Below are 15,331 nucleotides of genomic sequence, written 5' to 3'. Positions count from 1 at the left end.
TGGGCTTTTATCTGTTTTATCATGGGAAATCCCTCCTTAACTATAAGTTTATCACATAAAAAAGAAACCCAAATACAGAATTGTATTTGAATTTCTTAACTTAATGACATTGGAATCAATCGTGCTCATTTCCTTAATCTACATAAGTATCTTCGTTTTTATTGAGGAAGGCATATGGAAGACCCATCAAGAGACCTCCTCCGATAAAGTTTCCGATGAAGGTTACTCCCCAGTGACGGAGCATATTTCCAACACCGAAGTTAGCAATTGAATCAGCAGCAACACTGAATTTCACAATCGCGAAAGAAGCAAAGTTCGCCGCAATGTGCTCGTTTGTTAAGAATACAAACATGTAAATCGCTGACAACACAAGCCAAAGTTTGGCACCACCATCTTTGACCAAAACAAATGAAAGAATCGCAATATTTACGAAAATATTTGCCAAAATAGCCTCAAGCAAAACTAATTCATTTGAACGGCCTAACTTCATCTCAACAACCCCTGAAATAAAGCTATCGTGTGTCAGATGTGCATAGGCTGCTGAGTGAGCAAATCCCCAACCTGCTATCAAGGCTCCAATAAGGTTGAACAAGGTACAGTAAAGTAAAATCTCAGCCGTTTTTCTCCAAGAGATTTTTTTCAAGAAACTACCAGCAGTCAAGAACATCATGTTTGATGTTACCAACTCGGCATTCAAGAAAACAATGTAGGCCAAGCCCCAAGCGAAAACGAATGGGAAGAGGAATCGTCCACTACCTGGCGCAATTTTATTAATCAAATTAGCCCCAACTGCACCAGCAGCTGTACTGAAGGTTAAAAATGCACCTGCGAACATAGAACGAATCGCATACTTAAATTTGCTTTGACTATAAAGACTTTCTTTCTTCTTGCAAGCAAATTCAATCTTTGAGATAAATTCTGAAGAAACCATAATAAACTCCTAAAAATTTTTTACATGATAATTATATCACAAACGTTAAAATTAAGGAAGCGTTTTCTGTATTTCATAAAAGTTTATTCTTATGAAAAGCTTAAAAAATCAGTGAAATCCAGGATTTCACTGATTTGTATTAATAAAATTGTTTATATGGTTGATTGAAAGCTGTTAGGATTTCATCAGATGTTTGTGAATATTCTTTTGTTTCTTTCAAATCGCCTTTTACAATAATACGTTCTGTAGCAGCAAGGTCTTCACAGGTTACTAATGTAATCTCATTTACCCCATCTCTATCATCAACTTCATCAACACGATCCGGTGTAACACGTTTGATTTCACGTATTTCATAAGTATAAACTTTATTTTTATCGGTTAGATAAATCTTCATACCATTTTTAGCGTTATCTAAAGGAGAAAATAACATTTTATTAGCATTATTGACACCAAAAATATGATGACTAGCTAGACTATAATTTCCTTCCCCCATCACTTGATCGCGTTTCATTGTGCCAGCACCATAGAAGAGATTGACATTATCAAGACCTTTAAAAATTGGCAGATTCATTTCTAATTCAGGGACTGCAATTCCGCCGATAACTGGTAATTTTTGAGCATCCCATTGAGAAGCTAGAACCGCTTCAGAAGAGATAGCTTTGACAGAATCAAAATCAAAATTTCCTTCTGTATCCTGATTTTCTTCTATTTTTTCTTTTGATACCTGACTAACTTGGTACTTATTGGTATTCCAAACTATAAAAATATCACGAATTTTAGCATTAAAAATCAAAGCAATTGATAGTAGTATCAGAAATCCTGCCAGGATATTTGTCAGCAGATTTTTTCGTTTGTTTTTCTTTTTATTATTTTTTTGAGACATTATGCTTCACCTTCTGTTTCGTTTTCTGTCCCAACTTCTTCTTTTTCTGCCGCTGCAACCGTTGTAAAGGTCACAATTTTAGCATCTTGATCCAGACGCATTACTTTAACTCCCATAGTTGAGCGTCCTGTTTGTGAAATATTGGCAACATTGGTTCGAATCATGACACCAGTATCAGTGATAATCATCAAGTCTTCATCACCTTTCACAGTCAAGAGACCTGATAGAGGACCATTTTTCTCAGCCACATTAGCCGTCTTCATTCCTTTACCACCACGACCTTTTGTTGGATATTCAGTCGCGACTGTACGCTTACCATATCCTTTTTCTGTGATGATAAGAACCTCGTCCTGGTCTGTAATCACACTAGCACCAACAACTGTGTCTCCCTCACGGAGATTCACACCTTTCACACCTGTGGCGATACGACTCATGCCGCGAACGGCTGATTGATTAAAGCGAACTGCATAACCAAACTTGGTACCAATGATAATATCCGTATCTTCTTCTGTTAGTAATACATTAATTAGCTCATCTTCATCTTTGAGGGTCAAAGCCTTGAGACCATTCTGACGAATGTTAGCAAATTCCTTAACGCTTGTTCTCTTCACAATACCATGACGGGTTGTAAAGAAGAGATAAGCATCATCACTGCGTTCAGACTCAACATTGATAATCGTCTGAATACTTTCGCCTTCATCCAATTTCAAGAGATTAACTACTGGTAGTCCTTTGGCCGTCCGACCATACTCAGGAATTTCATATCCTTTCAGGCGATAGACGCGTCCTTTATTTGTGAAGAAGAGCAGGTGATCATGGGTGCTAGTCGACACTAACTCACGAACAAAATCGTCATCCTTAACACCTGTACCTTGAACACCGCGGCCACCACGTTTTTGAGCAGTAAATTCAGCTTGGTCCAGACGTTTGATGTATCCCTTATTAGAAAGCGTAATCAAGACATCCGATTCTTCAATCAAATCCTCATCTTCAAGACTCAATACTTCACCGACCATCAACTCTGTACGACGTTGGTCGCCAAACTTACGCTTAACTTCATCCAATTCTTCTTTGATGATTTGAGAAACACGTTCTGGTTTAGCAAGAATATCCGCCAAATCTGCAATCAAAGCCAAGAGATCATCATACTCAGACTGAATCTTATCGCGTTCCAAACCTGTCAAACGACGAAGACGCATGTCTAGGATAGCCTGACTTTGACGTTCAGAAAGCTTAAACTTGCTCATCAACTCAGCTTGCGCTTCCGCATCCGTTTCACTAGCACGGATAATACGAATCACTTCATCAATGTGATCCAGAGCGATTAAAAGACCTTCTAAGATGTGCGCACGCGCTTCTGCTTTTTCCTTGTCAAAACGAGTACGGCGAACAACCACTTCTTTTTGGTGCTCGATATAAGCATCCAAAATTTGACGAAGGGACAAAATTTTTGGCACACCATTTTGAATCGCCAACATGTTGAAACCAAAGTTGGTTTGCATCTGGGTCATCTTGAAGAGGTTGTTAAGGATAACGTTGGCAGACGCGTCGCGTTTAACCTCGATTACAAAGCGAACGCCTTCGCGGTTGGACTCATCACGTACGGCTGTAATGCCCTCAATTCGTTTTTCCTGAACCAAGCGAACAATATGCTCATGTACCTTGGTTTTATTAACCATATAAGGGAATTCCGTTACAACAATACGCTCACGACCCGTCTTAGTGGTTTCAATCTCTGTACGAGAACGAAGGACAATGGAACCTTTACCGGTCTCATAAGCTTTGTGGATCCCTGATTTCCCCATGACAAGAGCACCAGTTGGAAAATCTGGACCAGGCAAGACTTCCATCAAGTCCTTAGTCGTCACTTCAGGATTGTCCATAACCAACTTCACTGCATCAATGGTTTCACCCAAGTTGTGAGGGGGAATATTGGTTGCCATCCCAACGGCGATACCCGTTGCTCCATTGACCAAAAGGTTTGGAAAACGAGCTGGCAAGACCAAGGGTTCACGCTCATTGGCATCGTAGTTGTCTACGAAATCAACCGTGTTTTTATTGATATCACGAAGCATTTCTAGAGCAATCTTGCTCATACGTGCCTCAGTGTAACGCTGCGCGGCAGCACCGTCCCCATCCATGGAACCAAAGTTTCCATGCCCATCAACGAGCATGTAACGGTAGCTCCACCACTGGGCCATACGAACCATAGCCTCATAAATAGACAAGTCTCCGTGAGGGTGGTATTTACCCATGACATCCCCTGTGATACGGGCTGATTTTTTATGAGGTTTGTCTGGAGTAACACCTAGTTCATTCATTCCGTAAAGAATACGGCGGTGAACAGGTTTTAAACCATCTCGAACATCAGGAAGAGCCCGCGCTACGATAACACTCATGGCGTAATCGATAAAGCTAGTCTTCATCTCCTTTGTCAGATTGACATTCACTAAATTTCTATCCTGCATTCATAAATGCCTCATTTCACTATTAGTAATTAGATATATTATACCATAATTTGTCCTTCATTTCAGCCTTTGAAAATCGCTAAAACGTTTACATTGATAACCGAATAGAATATTCGTGACAAAGCTTTTTAAAAGTGATAGAATTAAAATAACTGGGGAAATCCCTGAATAAAATTAAGGAGATGTTTAGAACAATGACTTCAACTAAACAACACAAAAAAGTTATCCTTGTCGGAGATGGTGCTGTAGGTTCATCTTACGCTTTTGCACTTGTTAACCAAGGAATTGCACAAGAGCTTGGAATTATCGAAATTCCACAATTGCATGAAAAAGCTGTTGGTGACGCGCTTGACCTTAGTCACGCCCTTGCCTTCACTTCACCTAAAAAAATCTATGCAGCTCAATACTCTGACTGTGCAGACGCTGACCTTGTTGTGATCACTGCAGGTGCGCCTCAAAAACCAGGTGAAACTCGTCTTGACCTTGTAGGTAAAAACCTTGCTATCAACAAATCAATCGTAACTCAAGTTGTTGAATCAGGTTTCAAAGGTATCTTCCTTGTTGCTGCTAACCCAGTTGACGTTTTGACTTACTCAACTTGGAAATTCTCTGGATTCCCTAAAGAACGCGTTATCGGTTCAGGTACTTCACTTGACTCAGCTCGTTTCCGTCAAGCACTTGCTGAAAAATTGGATGTAGATGCTCGTTCAGTTCACGCTTACATCATGGGTGAACACGGTGACTCTGAGTTCGCTGTTTGGTCACACGCAAACATCGCTGGTGTAAACCTTGAAGAATTCCTTAAAGACACTCAAAATGTTCAAGAAGCTGAATTGATTGAATTGTTCGAAGGTGTTCGTGATGCAGCCTACACAATCATCAACAAAAAAGGTGCAACATACTACGGTATTGCAGTAGCCCTTGCTCGTATCACTAAAGCAATCCTTGACGATGAAAACGCAGTACTTCCACTTTCAGTATTCCAAGAAGGTCAATACGGAGTTGAGAACGTCTTTATCGGTCAACCAGCTGTTGTTGGTGCACATGGTATCGTTCGTCCAGTAAATATCCCATTGAACGACGCAGAAACTCAAAAAATGCAAGCATCTGCTAAAGAATTGCAAGCTATCATTGACGAAGCATGGAAAAACCCAGAATTCCAAGCTGCTTCAAAAAACTAATTTAACTATAGACAACTCCTTGAATCATCAGGGAGTTGTTTTTTTCTGTATTATAGTAGGTTGAAATAAGATATGAACAAATTAATTTCTAGAAATGTTTTAGCAGCCACGGCGTACTATTCTAGCTTCAATACACTATAAAAGCTAAACATTTTATGAAATTTTCGTTCAAAAAACAACATCCTTTTAAAAGCTATCATGTCATAGCTTGGGCATGAAGACAAAAAGACTACCAATCAGATTTATACTCACATCACAAAAGGTATGGAACAAGCAACGATTTACTCTTTAGCTACAGTTGCATTAAATCAAAAGTAAAAACTTTGCCCACATACAAAAAGAGCCCATCATACAGGCTAGAAAGCTTGATATAATAGGCTTTTTTATTTTAATTAACGTACTGTACGGATACGCATTGTATTTGTACGAACAGCTTCTCCAAGTGGTACACCAGCTACGATAACGATATCGTCACCAGATTCTACGAGACCTGCTTCAACTGCTTTACGTTCAGCAATTTCGAACATATCGTCAGTTGAAGATGGAGCATCTGTCAACATTGGGATAACACCCCAGTTCAACATCAATCCACGTTCTGTCAATTCATCAAATGTCAATGCCAAGATATCAGCGTTTGGACGATATTTAGAGATTAAACGTGCAGTGTGACCTGTCTTAGTAAGAGTTACAACCAATTTAATATCCATTGAGTTAGTAGCATCTTTAACAGCTGAAGCCATTACTTCTGTCTTAGAATTACGTTCAAATGAATCTGAGTTCAAACGTCCGTATTCGCTAAGAAGAGTTTGAGCATTCTTATCAATTGTAGCCATTGTAGTTACTGACTCAAGAGGGTATTTACCATTTGCAGACTCACCTGAAAGCATTGTAGCGTCAGTACCATCGATAACAGCGTTGAATACGTCTGATACTTCTGAACGAGTTGCACGTGGTTTTTCAGTCATTGTTTCAAGCATGTTTGTTGCAGTGATAACAACTTTACCTGCAGCGTTCACTTTTGTAATGATCATTTTTTGGTAAACTGGAACCATTTCGAATGGTACTTCGATACCCATGTCACCACGAGCGATCATGATACCATCAGCAGCTTCGATGATTTCATCCAAGTTATCGATACCCTGTTGGTTTTCGATTTTAGCGAACAATTGAACGTGTCCGTTTCCAGTTTCTTCACAGATTGCACGAACTTCGTTCACATCTTTTGCAGTACGTACGAATGAAATCGCGATGAAGTTGATACCTTGTTCAAGACCGAAACGGATATCGTCGTTATCGCGTTCAGCAAGAGCTGGGAAAGGAATTTTAGTGTTAGGGATGTTCACACCTTTTTGTTTAGCGATGATACCATCGTTTTCAACTTCAACTTCAAATTCACGAGTTGCGTCATCTTTAGCAATAACACGAAGACCAAGTTTACCATCGTCAACCAACACTTGACGACCAACTTCAACATCATCATAGATATCAAGAGCACCAGCAACGTTCAACGCAATCACTTCACGAGTTGATTTGATTCCTTGTTTAGTTGCAACACGGATTTTTTCACCAGTTTTGTATGAATACTCTTTAGCTTCACCTTCGAACAATTCTGTACGGATTTCTGGTCCTTTTGTATCAAGAAGGAAACCAACTTTTTTACCTGCAAGTTTTTCAGCAAGTTTAACAGTTGCCATACGCTCACCTTGTTCTTGGTGGTCACCGTGTGAGAAGTTGAAACGGAATGTGTTAGCACCAGCTTCAATCAATTTAGCAATGTTTTTAGCTGAAGCTTCAACATCAAGTTTTTCACCCCAGTATCCGTCCTCACCGAATTTTTTACCACCACGGATTTCTACCGCAGGACCCAAAGTTGCAACGATTTTTACACGTTTGTTCATGATTTTTGTGACTCCTTTATATATATGACCTTTTTGGTCTTATTAACTAAATTGTAAATTATGACAAGCTCTTATTCAAGCTAGATAGCTCAATGTCGGCTTTGTGTGGGTTGTTAACCACAATCTTACCTTCTGCAGTAAGGCTAAACAATGCTCCTTCTTCTGCCGTACCAAGAATTGGATTTTCAACCATTTTTTCGTTACGGATACCAACCGCAACACCACCGATACCTTCTTTAAGAAGTTTAACAGCATGCGCACCCATACGTGACGCCAATACACGGTCACGCGCAGTTGGAGAACCACCACGTTGAATATGTCCAAGTTCTGTCACACGAAGGTCGCTTGTATCCCCAGCTTCTTTTAGTTTTTTACCAAATTCAGCTGCTGACATCACACCTTCTGCCAAGACGATGATATTGTGTTTTTTACCACACTCATAACCACATTTAATGCTTTCTACAATATCTTCAATCTTGAATCCTTCTTCAGGAATGATGATTTCATCAGCACCAGTTGCAATACCAGCCCAAAGAGCGATATCACCAGCGTTACGTCCCATAACTTCAATAACAAAAGTACGACGGTGACTTGATGATGTATCACGAATCTTATCGATAGCATCCATAGCAGTTGTAACCGCTGTGTCAAAACCGATTGTAAAGTCAGTACCAACGATATCGTTATCGATTGTACCTGGAAGACCGATAGCTGGGAAGCCATGTTCAGTCAAACGCATAGCGCCGTGGTAAGATCCGTCACCACCGATAACAACTACACCTTCAATCCCGTGTTTTTTCAATTGCTCAATCCCTTTAAGTTGCCCTTCAAGTTGAGCGAACTCTGGATAGCGAGCTGAGTGAAGGAAAGTACCACCACGAGAAATGATGTCTCCTACTGAAGCTGCATCTAGGGGATGAATTTCACCAGCAACCATACCAGCATATCCATCATAGATACCAAAAACTTCCATTCCTTCTGAAATTGCTTGACGAACAACTGCGCGGATAGCAGCGTTCATACCAGGGGCGTCTCCACCACTAGTCAAAACAGCAATACGTTTCATATTGGTTATGCTCCTTTTTCTTTTAACATTCTTATTGATTATACCACATTTGATTTTAAAATTCTTCTATTTTCCGTATTTTTAGCGATAAATCGTTTTCATAACCATTTCATTCAATTTCGCTTCTAATTCATTGGATTTAGCTACAAAATGATGGGGAGAAACGATTGTTTTCTGTTCCTCTTCATACCTGATGATGACTGGGATTGAACCTTTATATTGGTCTAAAATACGTGAAATTTCTTGATCCGATTCATGATTTTTTACCTGTATCCAAAAGCGTTCAGCAACTGCTTCTCTTATTTCTTGTGCAATCATTTGCAGACGGCCATCACGTGACTGGATTTTTCCTTTTATATAGTAGAAGGCTCCCTCTTTTATTTCCTGCCCAACCTGACGATATAAGTCTGAAAAGAGAGTGACATCCAATTTTTTCTTACTGTCATCTACCTGTAAAAATGCCATGTTTTCGCCCTTTTTGGTACGAATTACTTTTATCTTCTGAACTTCAACCAAAATAATAGCGTAGCTATTTTCTGACAAATCCCCAATTGGGGTAATCGGGTAAATAGCCTTACTTGCGATAGTTTGTAGAGGATGTTTGCTGACGCCTATCCCTAAAAGCTCTTGTTCCATATAGAATTTTTCTTGATCTGTCCAATCTTCCGATTCCTGCCAACTATAAATAGTATCTCCAAACAAACTTCCTAACTCTTTTACAAATTCAAATAGATTAACTAAATTATTAAATACTTTTTGACGATTTTTTTCAAATGAATCGAAAAGACCAACTTTTACCAAAGGTTCCAGCAAAGGAAGTTTCAAATAATTCTCAGGTAGTTTAGCTAAAAAATCTTCGATGTTAGAATAGGGTCGATGTTCGATAATCCAAAGCGCCAAATCTTTGCTGAGCCCCTTAATCGATTTCAAACCTAGATAGATAGACTTGTTGGCAATTTTATCGTGATAGGGAATAGTATTGATAGACAACGGTGCTACTTCAAAGCCTGCTTCAAGTGCATCTATTAAGTAATCACTGTTGGCAGAATTCAACATGACCTGATAAAAAATAGCTGGATAATGTGTTTTGAAATAAGCCAACTGGAAGGCCAAGGCTGAGTAGGCATAGGCGTGAGATCGGTTAAACCCATAACCTGCAAACTTCTCCATGACATCAAAGACCTGCTCTGCCTTTTCCGCAGTATGGTCAGCTTCTAATGCCCCTTGAATAAAAGAAGCCCTCATCTCATGCATGGCAGAGGCATCCTTTTTCCCCATAGCTCGGCGCAAAATATCGGCTTTCCCAAGACTAAATCCAGCAAAACGCTGAGCAACCTGCATAACCTGCTCCTGATAAAGCATAATGCCGTAGGTTGGAGCCAAAATATCCTCCAGTACTGGATCCAGAACCGTCACTTCTTCCTGGCCATGCTTTCTTGCCACAAAATTATTGATATAATCACTAGCTCCTGGTCGATTTAGTGAAGTAGTCGCTACGACATCTTCAAAGCAGACTGGTTGAACACGTTTAAGCAGGCGAATAGCACCAGGTTGTTCAAATTGAAAGATACCTTTTGTATTCCCAGAAGCAAATAAAGCTAACGTTTCTTTGTCTTCCAAATCGATTTCTTCTATTTTCAGATGAATCCCTTCTGTTTCAGCAAGCAATTCTTGCATCTTCTGGACAAAGGTCAAATTTCGTAGTCCCAGAAAGTCCATCTTTAAAAGTCCACTTGCTTCAACTCCATGAGCATCATACTGAGTCAGTGGAATTTCATCTCCATGCTTTAGAGGAATGTAGTCAGTCAAATCTTGGTCACTGATCACAACACCAGCCGCATGGACAGAGGTTTGTCTTGGATAGCCCTCTATCTTGCAAGCAATGTCAAAGGCTTTTTGGTATTCTAACTTACTATTGATTTGCTGACGAAACTGGAGGTTACCCTCATAAGCCGACTTGAGATTGTCACGAAAACTGATTTTCTTGGTAATTGCAGATAATTCATACTCTGGTACACCATAGCGTTTCAAAACATCTCGCAAGGCCTGCTTTGCTCCAAAGGTTGAAAAAGTAACGATTTGTGCAGCATGTTTACTACCATATTTATTGCCAACATATCTGATAAAATCTGGACGATAAATATCAGGAATATCGATATCAATATCAGGCATAGTATAGCGTTCACGATTGAGAAAGCGTTCAAAAATCAGATTTTTCTCTACTGGGTCAATCCCTGTGATATCTAAGGCATAGGAAACCAAGCTACCAACTGCAGAACCCCGTCCCATACCCATATAATAGCCATTCGAACGTCCAAAACGCAGCAAATCCCAGACAACCAAGAAATAATCGTCAAAGCCCATATCATGAATAACAGCCAATTCTTGGTCTAGACGGCCTTGATATTCTTTACCAGTTAACCCCTTCTGAGCAAGCCCCAATTCAGCACGTTCTCTCAATTCTTCCACTGCTGGTCTAGCTGGATTAAAACGAGGTAATTTTAAACTAGTATCCAAGTCATAATAAATACCTGAAATTAGCTTTTCTAAGTTTTCCAAGGCTTGAGGAAAACGTTCTTGGAATAGTTTCTCTAAAGAACTTGCTGATATAAGGACATCTTGTCGTGAGCGCAAGGGAACTTCTCTAAGTGGTAGATTTTCTTTAATCGCTGTTAAGACTTGCAGAACTTCTCTATCCCTGCTTTCAAAAGCATTGACCCGATAAAGTGGCAAAATAGGACGATAAAATTCGCTGGCCAGTGTTTCTGGGTAAACCCCTATATAGTAATCACAGCCTAGATTTAGTGATTCAAGCTCTTCAAAATAAGGCACAATTACCGCGATATCCTCCAGGTACTGAGATAAAACTGACCAATTTTTCTCCCCCTGCATCTTGGCTGTTGAAAGTTTCATCAACTGCTGATAGCCCACACTAGATAGAGCTAAAAAGCGCAGATTCACTTCCTGAGCATCCACAAATACAGTCATTTCAAGCCCTAGCAAAGGATGAATGCCATATTTTTTTGTAACCTCTAGAAAGTCAAAAGCACCATAAAGATTATCAATATCCATCATAGCCAGATGAGTGTAGCCGAATTCTTTAGCTGCTCTCACATACTTTTCAATCGAAATGACGCTCTCCATAAAACTATAGACTGTTTTTGTATCTAGTTGTGCGATCAATTTACACTTCTCCTCTATCCTTCTCACTATATTATACCATTTTCAAAAAGAGAAAGACAAAAGCAATGACTCCTATCTCTATTTTATCCTTAAAGTAAAATTTTTTGAATGAAAAAAGCAAAAATACATTTAAAGAATCAAATGATCCGGTAATTTTTTTACTTTTTTATCCCAAGAAGTGAATATATCTTTTAAAACAGAAAGATACATCCAGTTAATCTATTTACTATTATAACTTGTTTTGAACTATAGAGTTGTACCTGTTTTTCATATAAATAATATTCATTATTCTTTAATTAATTTCTTTCTCACTTAATGATTCCCTTTCTCCTATTTTTTTGATATAATAACCTTAATTATTATTTTACAAGGAGGTTTTATGCGCTTTAATCAATTCAGCTATTTATCACTTCCAAGAGATACTATTTTATATGAATTAAAAAAGTATGGATTTGATTTTCCATCTGAGTCAACAAATAAAAAGATGTTGGAATCTTTTCTAAGTCGTTTCTTTTTCACTTATCAAGACACCAACTACCCACTTTCCATCCTAGCAGCTGATAAAAAAACAGACCTGCTAACATTTTTTCAATCAGAAGATGAACTGACAGCAGATATTTTTTATACTGTTGCTTTTCAACTTTTAGGCTTTTCTTATTTGGTTGACTTCGAAGACAGTGAAGCTTTTCGTAAAGAGACTGGATTTCCTATTGTATACGGTGACTTGATTGAAAATCTCTATCAGTTACTCAATACTCGCACCAAAAAGGGAAATACTCTTATCGACCAACTTGTTAGTGATGGTCTTATTCCGGAGGATAACGACTACCACTACTTTAACGGCAAGAGTTTGGCAACTTTTTCTAGCCATGATGTCATTCGTGAAGTCGTTTACGTTGAGTCTCGTGTCGATACTGACCAAAAAGGGCTACCAGACCTAGTCAAGGTCAGCATTATTCGTCCACGTTATGAGGGGCAAATCCCTGCCATCATGACAGCCAGTCCTTATCATCAGGGAACCAATGACAAGGCTAGTGACAAGGCTCTCTACAAGATGGAGGGCGATCTTGAGGTTAAACCTGCTCATAAGATCGAATTAGAGGAACCTCAACTAAATCTCGTCCAACCTCAAGGCCAAGCTGAGCTTGTGTCAGAAGCTGAGGAAAAGCTAAGCCACATCAACTCTAGCTATACACTCAACGACTACTTCCTCCCACGAGGCTTTGCCAATCTCTATGTTTCAGGTGTTGGTACTAAAGACTCTACTGGTTTCATGACTAATGGCGACTACCAACAAATTGAGGCTTATAAAGATGTCATCAATTGGCTTAATGGCCGTTGCCGTGCCTTTACCGACCATACGCGCCAGCGTCAAGTCAAAGCTGACTGGTCAAATGGAAAAGTAGCCACAACTGGACTTTCTTATCTAGGTACCATGTCCAATGGTCTGGCGACTACAGGTGTCGATGGTTTAGAAGTCATCATTGCCGAGGCTGGCATTTCCTCATGGTACAACTACTACCGTGAAAACGGTCTGGTGACTAGCCCAGGTGGCTATCCAGGTGAGGACTTTGACTCCCTTGCTGAGTTAACCTATTCTCGTAATCTCTTGGCTGGCGACTATATCCGTGGCAATGAAGCTCACCAAGCTGACTTAGAAAAAGTAAAAGAGCAACTGGATCGCAAGACTGGCGACTACAATCAGTTTTGGCATGACCGCAACTATCTGCTCAATGCTGACAAAGTAAAGGCAGAGGTTGTCTTTACCCATGGTTCTCAGGATTGGAATGTCAAACCACTTCATGTTTACCAGATGTTCCATGCTCTACCTACTCATATAAACAAGCACCTCTTTTTCCATAATGGTGCCCATGTGTACATGAACAACTGGCAGTCCATTGACTTCCGTGAGTCCATGAATGCTTTGTTGACTAAGAAATTACTGGGACAGGAAACGGATTACCAACTTCCTACTGTTATCTGGCAGAACAATACCGCTCCTCAGACTTGGTTATCTCTTGGTAACTTTGGTGAGCAAGAAAACTTTGAAACCTTCTCACTCGGTCAAGAAGAACAGGTCATTCAAAACCAGTACTCAAATAAGGATTTTGAGCGTTATGGTAAGACATACCAAACCTTCAATACGGAACTCTATCAAGGGAAAGCCAATCAAATTACTATTGACCTTCCTGTGACCAAAGATCTCCACCTGAACGGTCGCGCTCAGCTCAATCTTCGTATCAAATCCAATACAAACAAGGGGCTCTTATCTGCCCAACTGCTAGAATTTGGGCAAAAGAAATACCTACAACCTTATCCAGCTGTTTTAAGTGCTAGAACCATTGACAACGGACGCTACCACATGTTGGAAAATCTCTGTGAATTACCATTTAGACCAGATGCACAACGAGTCGTGACAAAAGGTTACCTCAATTTACAAAATAGAAATGATTTACTGTTAGTAGAGGATATTACTGCAGATGAATGGATGGATGTTCAATTTGAACTACAACCTACTATTTACAAGTTAAAAGAAGGAGATACTCTTCGTTTGGTCCTCTATACGACTGACTTTGAAATCACAATCCGTGACAATACCGACTACCACTTGACTGTCGATCTTGAACAGTCTACTCTTATCATACCTTGTTAAAAGGTATAATATATCAGACTTTCGATATGGAAGAATTCCAAGAACAAGGTCACTCCAAGACCCATTGACCTTCCTATAATCCATGATTTCCATTTGAACAGTCAAACTAAATATAAACTTCGTATCAAATTCAATCCCAAGATGGACTTAGGATAAGTCTACAGATGGAGTTAGGAGAGAAGCTACTCCCCCCTAACCAACATGTGTAACCCTCTAAACTACACGATACCACACTACATGTTGGACAATCTCTGTGAATTGCCATTTAGTGTAAATTCACAACAAGCCGTGACAAAAGGATACCCTAATTTAATGATTTACTGTTAGTAGAGAACAACGATGTAGATGAACAAATAAATTTCTCATTCATCTGCATCCAACTAGTGACAAGTTAAACGCAGGAGATTCTCTCCGTATCGTTCTAAATTACTACTGACTTTCAAATCTTCATAAGTGACAATACCGCTTACCACCCGGCTGACGATTTTGATCAGTCCACACTTACAATACCTTACTAAAAAAGGAGTTAAATTATTATGAATAAATCTGAACACCGACACCAACTCATACGAGCTCTTGTAACGAAAAACAAGATTCATACTCAAGCTGAGCTACAAGCTCTTCTTGCTGATAATGATATTCAAGTTACACAAGCTACACTTTCGAGGGATATTAAAAGTATGAACCTCTCAAAAGTACGAGAAGAAGATAACTCTTACTATGTGCTCAATACAGGCTCTATCTCAAAATGGGAAAAACGTCTTGAGCTCTACATGGAAGATGCCCTTGTCTTGATGCGCCCAGTTCAACATCAAGTTCTACTAAAAACCCTTCCTGGACTGGCTCAATCATTTGGTTCTATCATTGATGCTTTGAGTTTCCCTGACGCTATCGCTACCCTCTGTGGTGATGATGTCTGCCTTGTCATCTGTGAAGATGTAGAGGCAGCCCAACATTGCTTTGAAGAGCTAAAACGGTTCGCCCCACCATTTTTCTTTGGTGAATAAACAGAAACTGAACTCAAAAACTGCAGAACTCTCAAAATTTTAAACAGTAGTGAATTGATGT

General features: G+C 39.5%; 9 protein-coding genes. 3 read left to right on the top strand and 6 right to left on the bottom strand.

The window, feature by feature from the left end:
• Positions 1-133 precede the first annotated feature (133 nt).
• The 3 genes from K4Z77_RS01860 to gyrA all read right to left on the bottom strand — a co-directional run bounded on the left by K4Z77_RS01860 (position 134) and on the right by gyrA (position 4,282).
• Positions 134-931, bottom strand: coding sequence for a formate/nitrite transporter family protein (locus K4Z77_RS01860; protein WP_224218263.1), 798 nt, complete (start codon positions 929-931; stop codon positions 134-136).
• 139 nt (positions 932-1,070) lie between these two features.
• A complete protein-coding gene (gene srtA, locus K4Z77_RS01855) occupies positions 1,071-1,814 on the bottom strand; it encodes a sortase SrtA (protein ID WP_101781991.1) in 744 nt (247 codons plus the stop codon).
• Entirely contained in the window at positions 1,814-4,282 is a 2,469-nt protein-coding gene (gene gyrA / locus K4Z77_RS01850) for a DNA gyrase subunit A (protein ID WP_224218262.1), read from the bottom strand. Before gyrA ends, srtA begins: the two co-directional genes overlap by 1 nt.
• A gap of 194 nt (positions 4,283-4,476) precedes the next feature.
• Here gyrA and K4Z77_RS01845 point away from each other — a divergent pair, with 194 nt between their 5' ends.
• The gene (locus K4Z77_RS01845) at positions 4,477-5,463 is read left to right on the top strand and encodes an L-lactate dehydrogenase (protein ID WP_000204726.1); all 987 of its coding nucleotides are present in this window, start codon (positions 4,477-4,479) and stop codon (positions 5,461-5,463) included.
• Positions 5,464-5,855: 392 nt separating this feature from the next.
• Here the strand turns inward: K4Z77_RS01845 and pyk are convergent, their stop codons facing one another.
• The 3 genes from pyk to K4Z77_RS01830 form a co-directional block, all read right to left on the bottom strand.
• Complete coding sequence (pyk, locus tag K4Z77_RS01840) at positions 5,856-7,361, bottom strand: pyruvate kinase (protein ID WP_224218261.1); 1,506 nt, start codon at positions 7,359-7,361, stop codon at positions 5,856-5,858.
• 58 nt (positions 7,362-7,419) lie between these two features.
• Positions 7,420-8,427, bottom strand: a complete 1,008-nt coding sequence (gene pfkA, locus K4Z77_RS01835) for a 6-phosphofructokinase (protein ID WP_000820862.1) — start codon at positions 8,425-8,427, stop codon at positions 7,420-7,422.
• An 81-nt stretch (positions 8,428-8,508) separates the two neighbouring features.
• Positions 8,509-11,610, bottom strand: a complete 3,102-nt coding sequence (locus tag K4Z77_RS01830) for a DNA polymerase III subunit alpha (RefSeq protein WP_224218260.1) — start codon at positions 11,608-11,610, stop codon at positions 8,509-8,511.
• Between the two features lie 379 nt (positions 11,611-11,989).
• Here K4Z77_RS01830 and K4Z77_RS01825 point away from each other — a divergent pair, with 379 nt between their 5' ends.
• Positions 11,990-14,263, top strand: coding sequence for a Xaa-Pro dipeptidyl-peptidase (locus tag K4Z77_RS01825; RefSeq protein ID WP_224218259.1), 2,274 nt, complete (start codon positions 11,990-11,992; stop codon positions 14,261-14,263).
• Between the two features lie 536 nt (positions 14,264-14,799).
• Positions 14,800-15,270: an arginine repressor gene (locus K4Z77_RS01820; RefSeq protein ID WP_001043030.1), complete on the top strand. Its 471-nt coding sequence runs from the start codon at positions 14,800-14,802 to the stop codon at positions 15,268-15,270.
• The last annotated feature ends 61 nt before the right edge of the window (positions 15,271-15,331 follow it).

It is taken from the genome of Streptococcus mitis subsp. hohhotensis, assembly GCF_020089495.2.
Lineage (GTDB): Bacteria > Bacillota > Bacilli > Lactobacillales > Streptococcaceae > Streptococcus > Streptococcus hohhotensis.
The sequence above is the reverse complement of the archived record's forward strand: the minus strand, read 5'-3'. Positions and strand labels throughout refer to the sequence as shown.

Excerpts from the sequence above, each read along its gene's own strand:
- K4Z77_RS01860 (WP_224218263.1), bottom strand. The coding sequence starts at position 931 with ATGGTTTCTTCAGAATTTATCTCAAAGATTGAATTTGCTTGCAAGAAG.
- srtA (WP_101781991.1), bottom strand. The coding sequence starts at position 1,814 with ATGTCTCAAAAAAATAATAAAAAGAAAAACAAACGAAAAAATCTGCTG.
- gyrA (WP_224218262.1), bottom strand. The coding sequence starts at position 4,282 with ATGCAGGATAGAAATTTAGTGAATGTCAATCTGACAAAGGAGATGAAG.
- K4Z77_RS01845 (WP_000204726.1), top strand. The coding sequence starts at position 4,477 with ATGACTTCAACTAAACAACACAAAAAAGTTATCCTTGTCGGAGATGGT.
- pyk (WP_224218261.1), bottom strand. The coding sequence starts at position 7,361 with ATGAACAAACGTGTAAAAATCGTTGCAACTTTGGGTCCTGCGGTAGAA.
- pfkA (WP_000820862.1), bottom strand. The coding sequence starts at position 8,427 with ATGAAACGTATTGCTGTTTTGACTAGTGGTGGAGACGCCCCTGGTATG.
- K4Z77_RS01825 (WP_224218259.1), top strand. The coding sequence starts at position 11,990 with ATGCGCTTTAATCAATTCAGCTATTTATCACTTCCAAGAGATACTATT.
- K4Z77_RS01820 (WP_001043030.1), top strand. The coding sequence starts at position 14,800 with ATGAATAAATCTGAACACCGACACCAACTCATACGAGCTCTTGTAACG.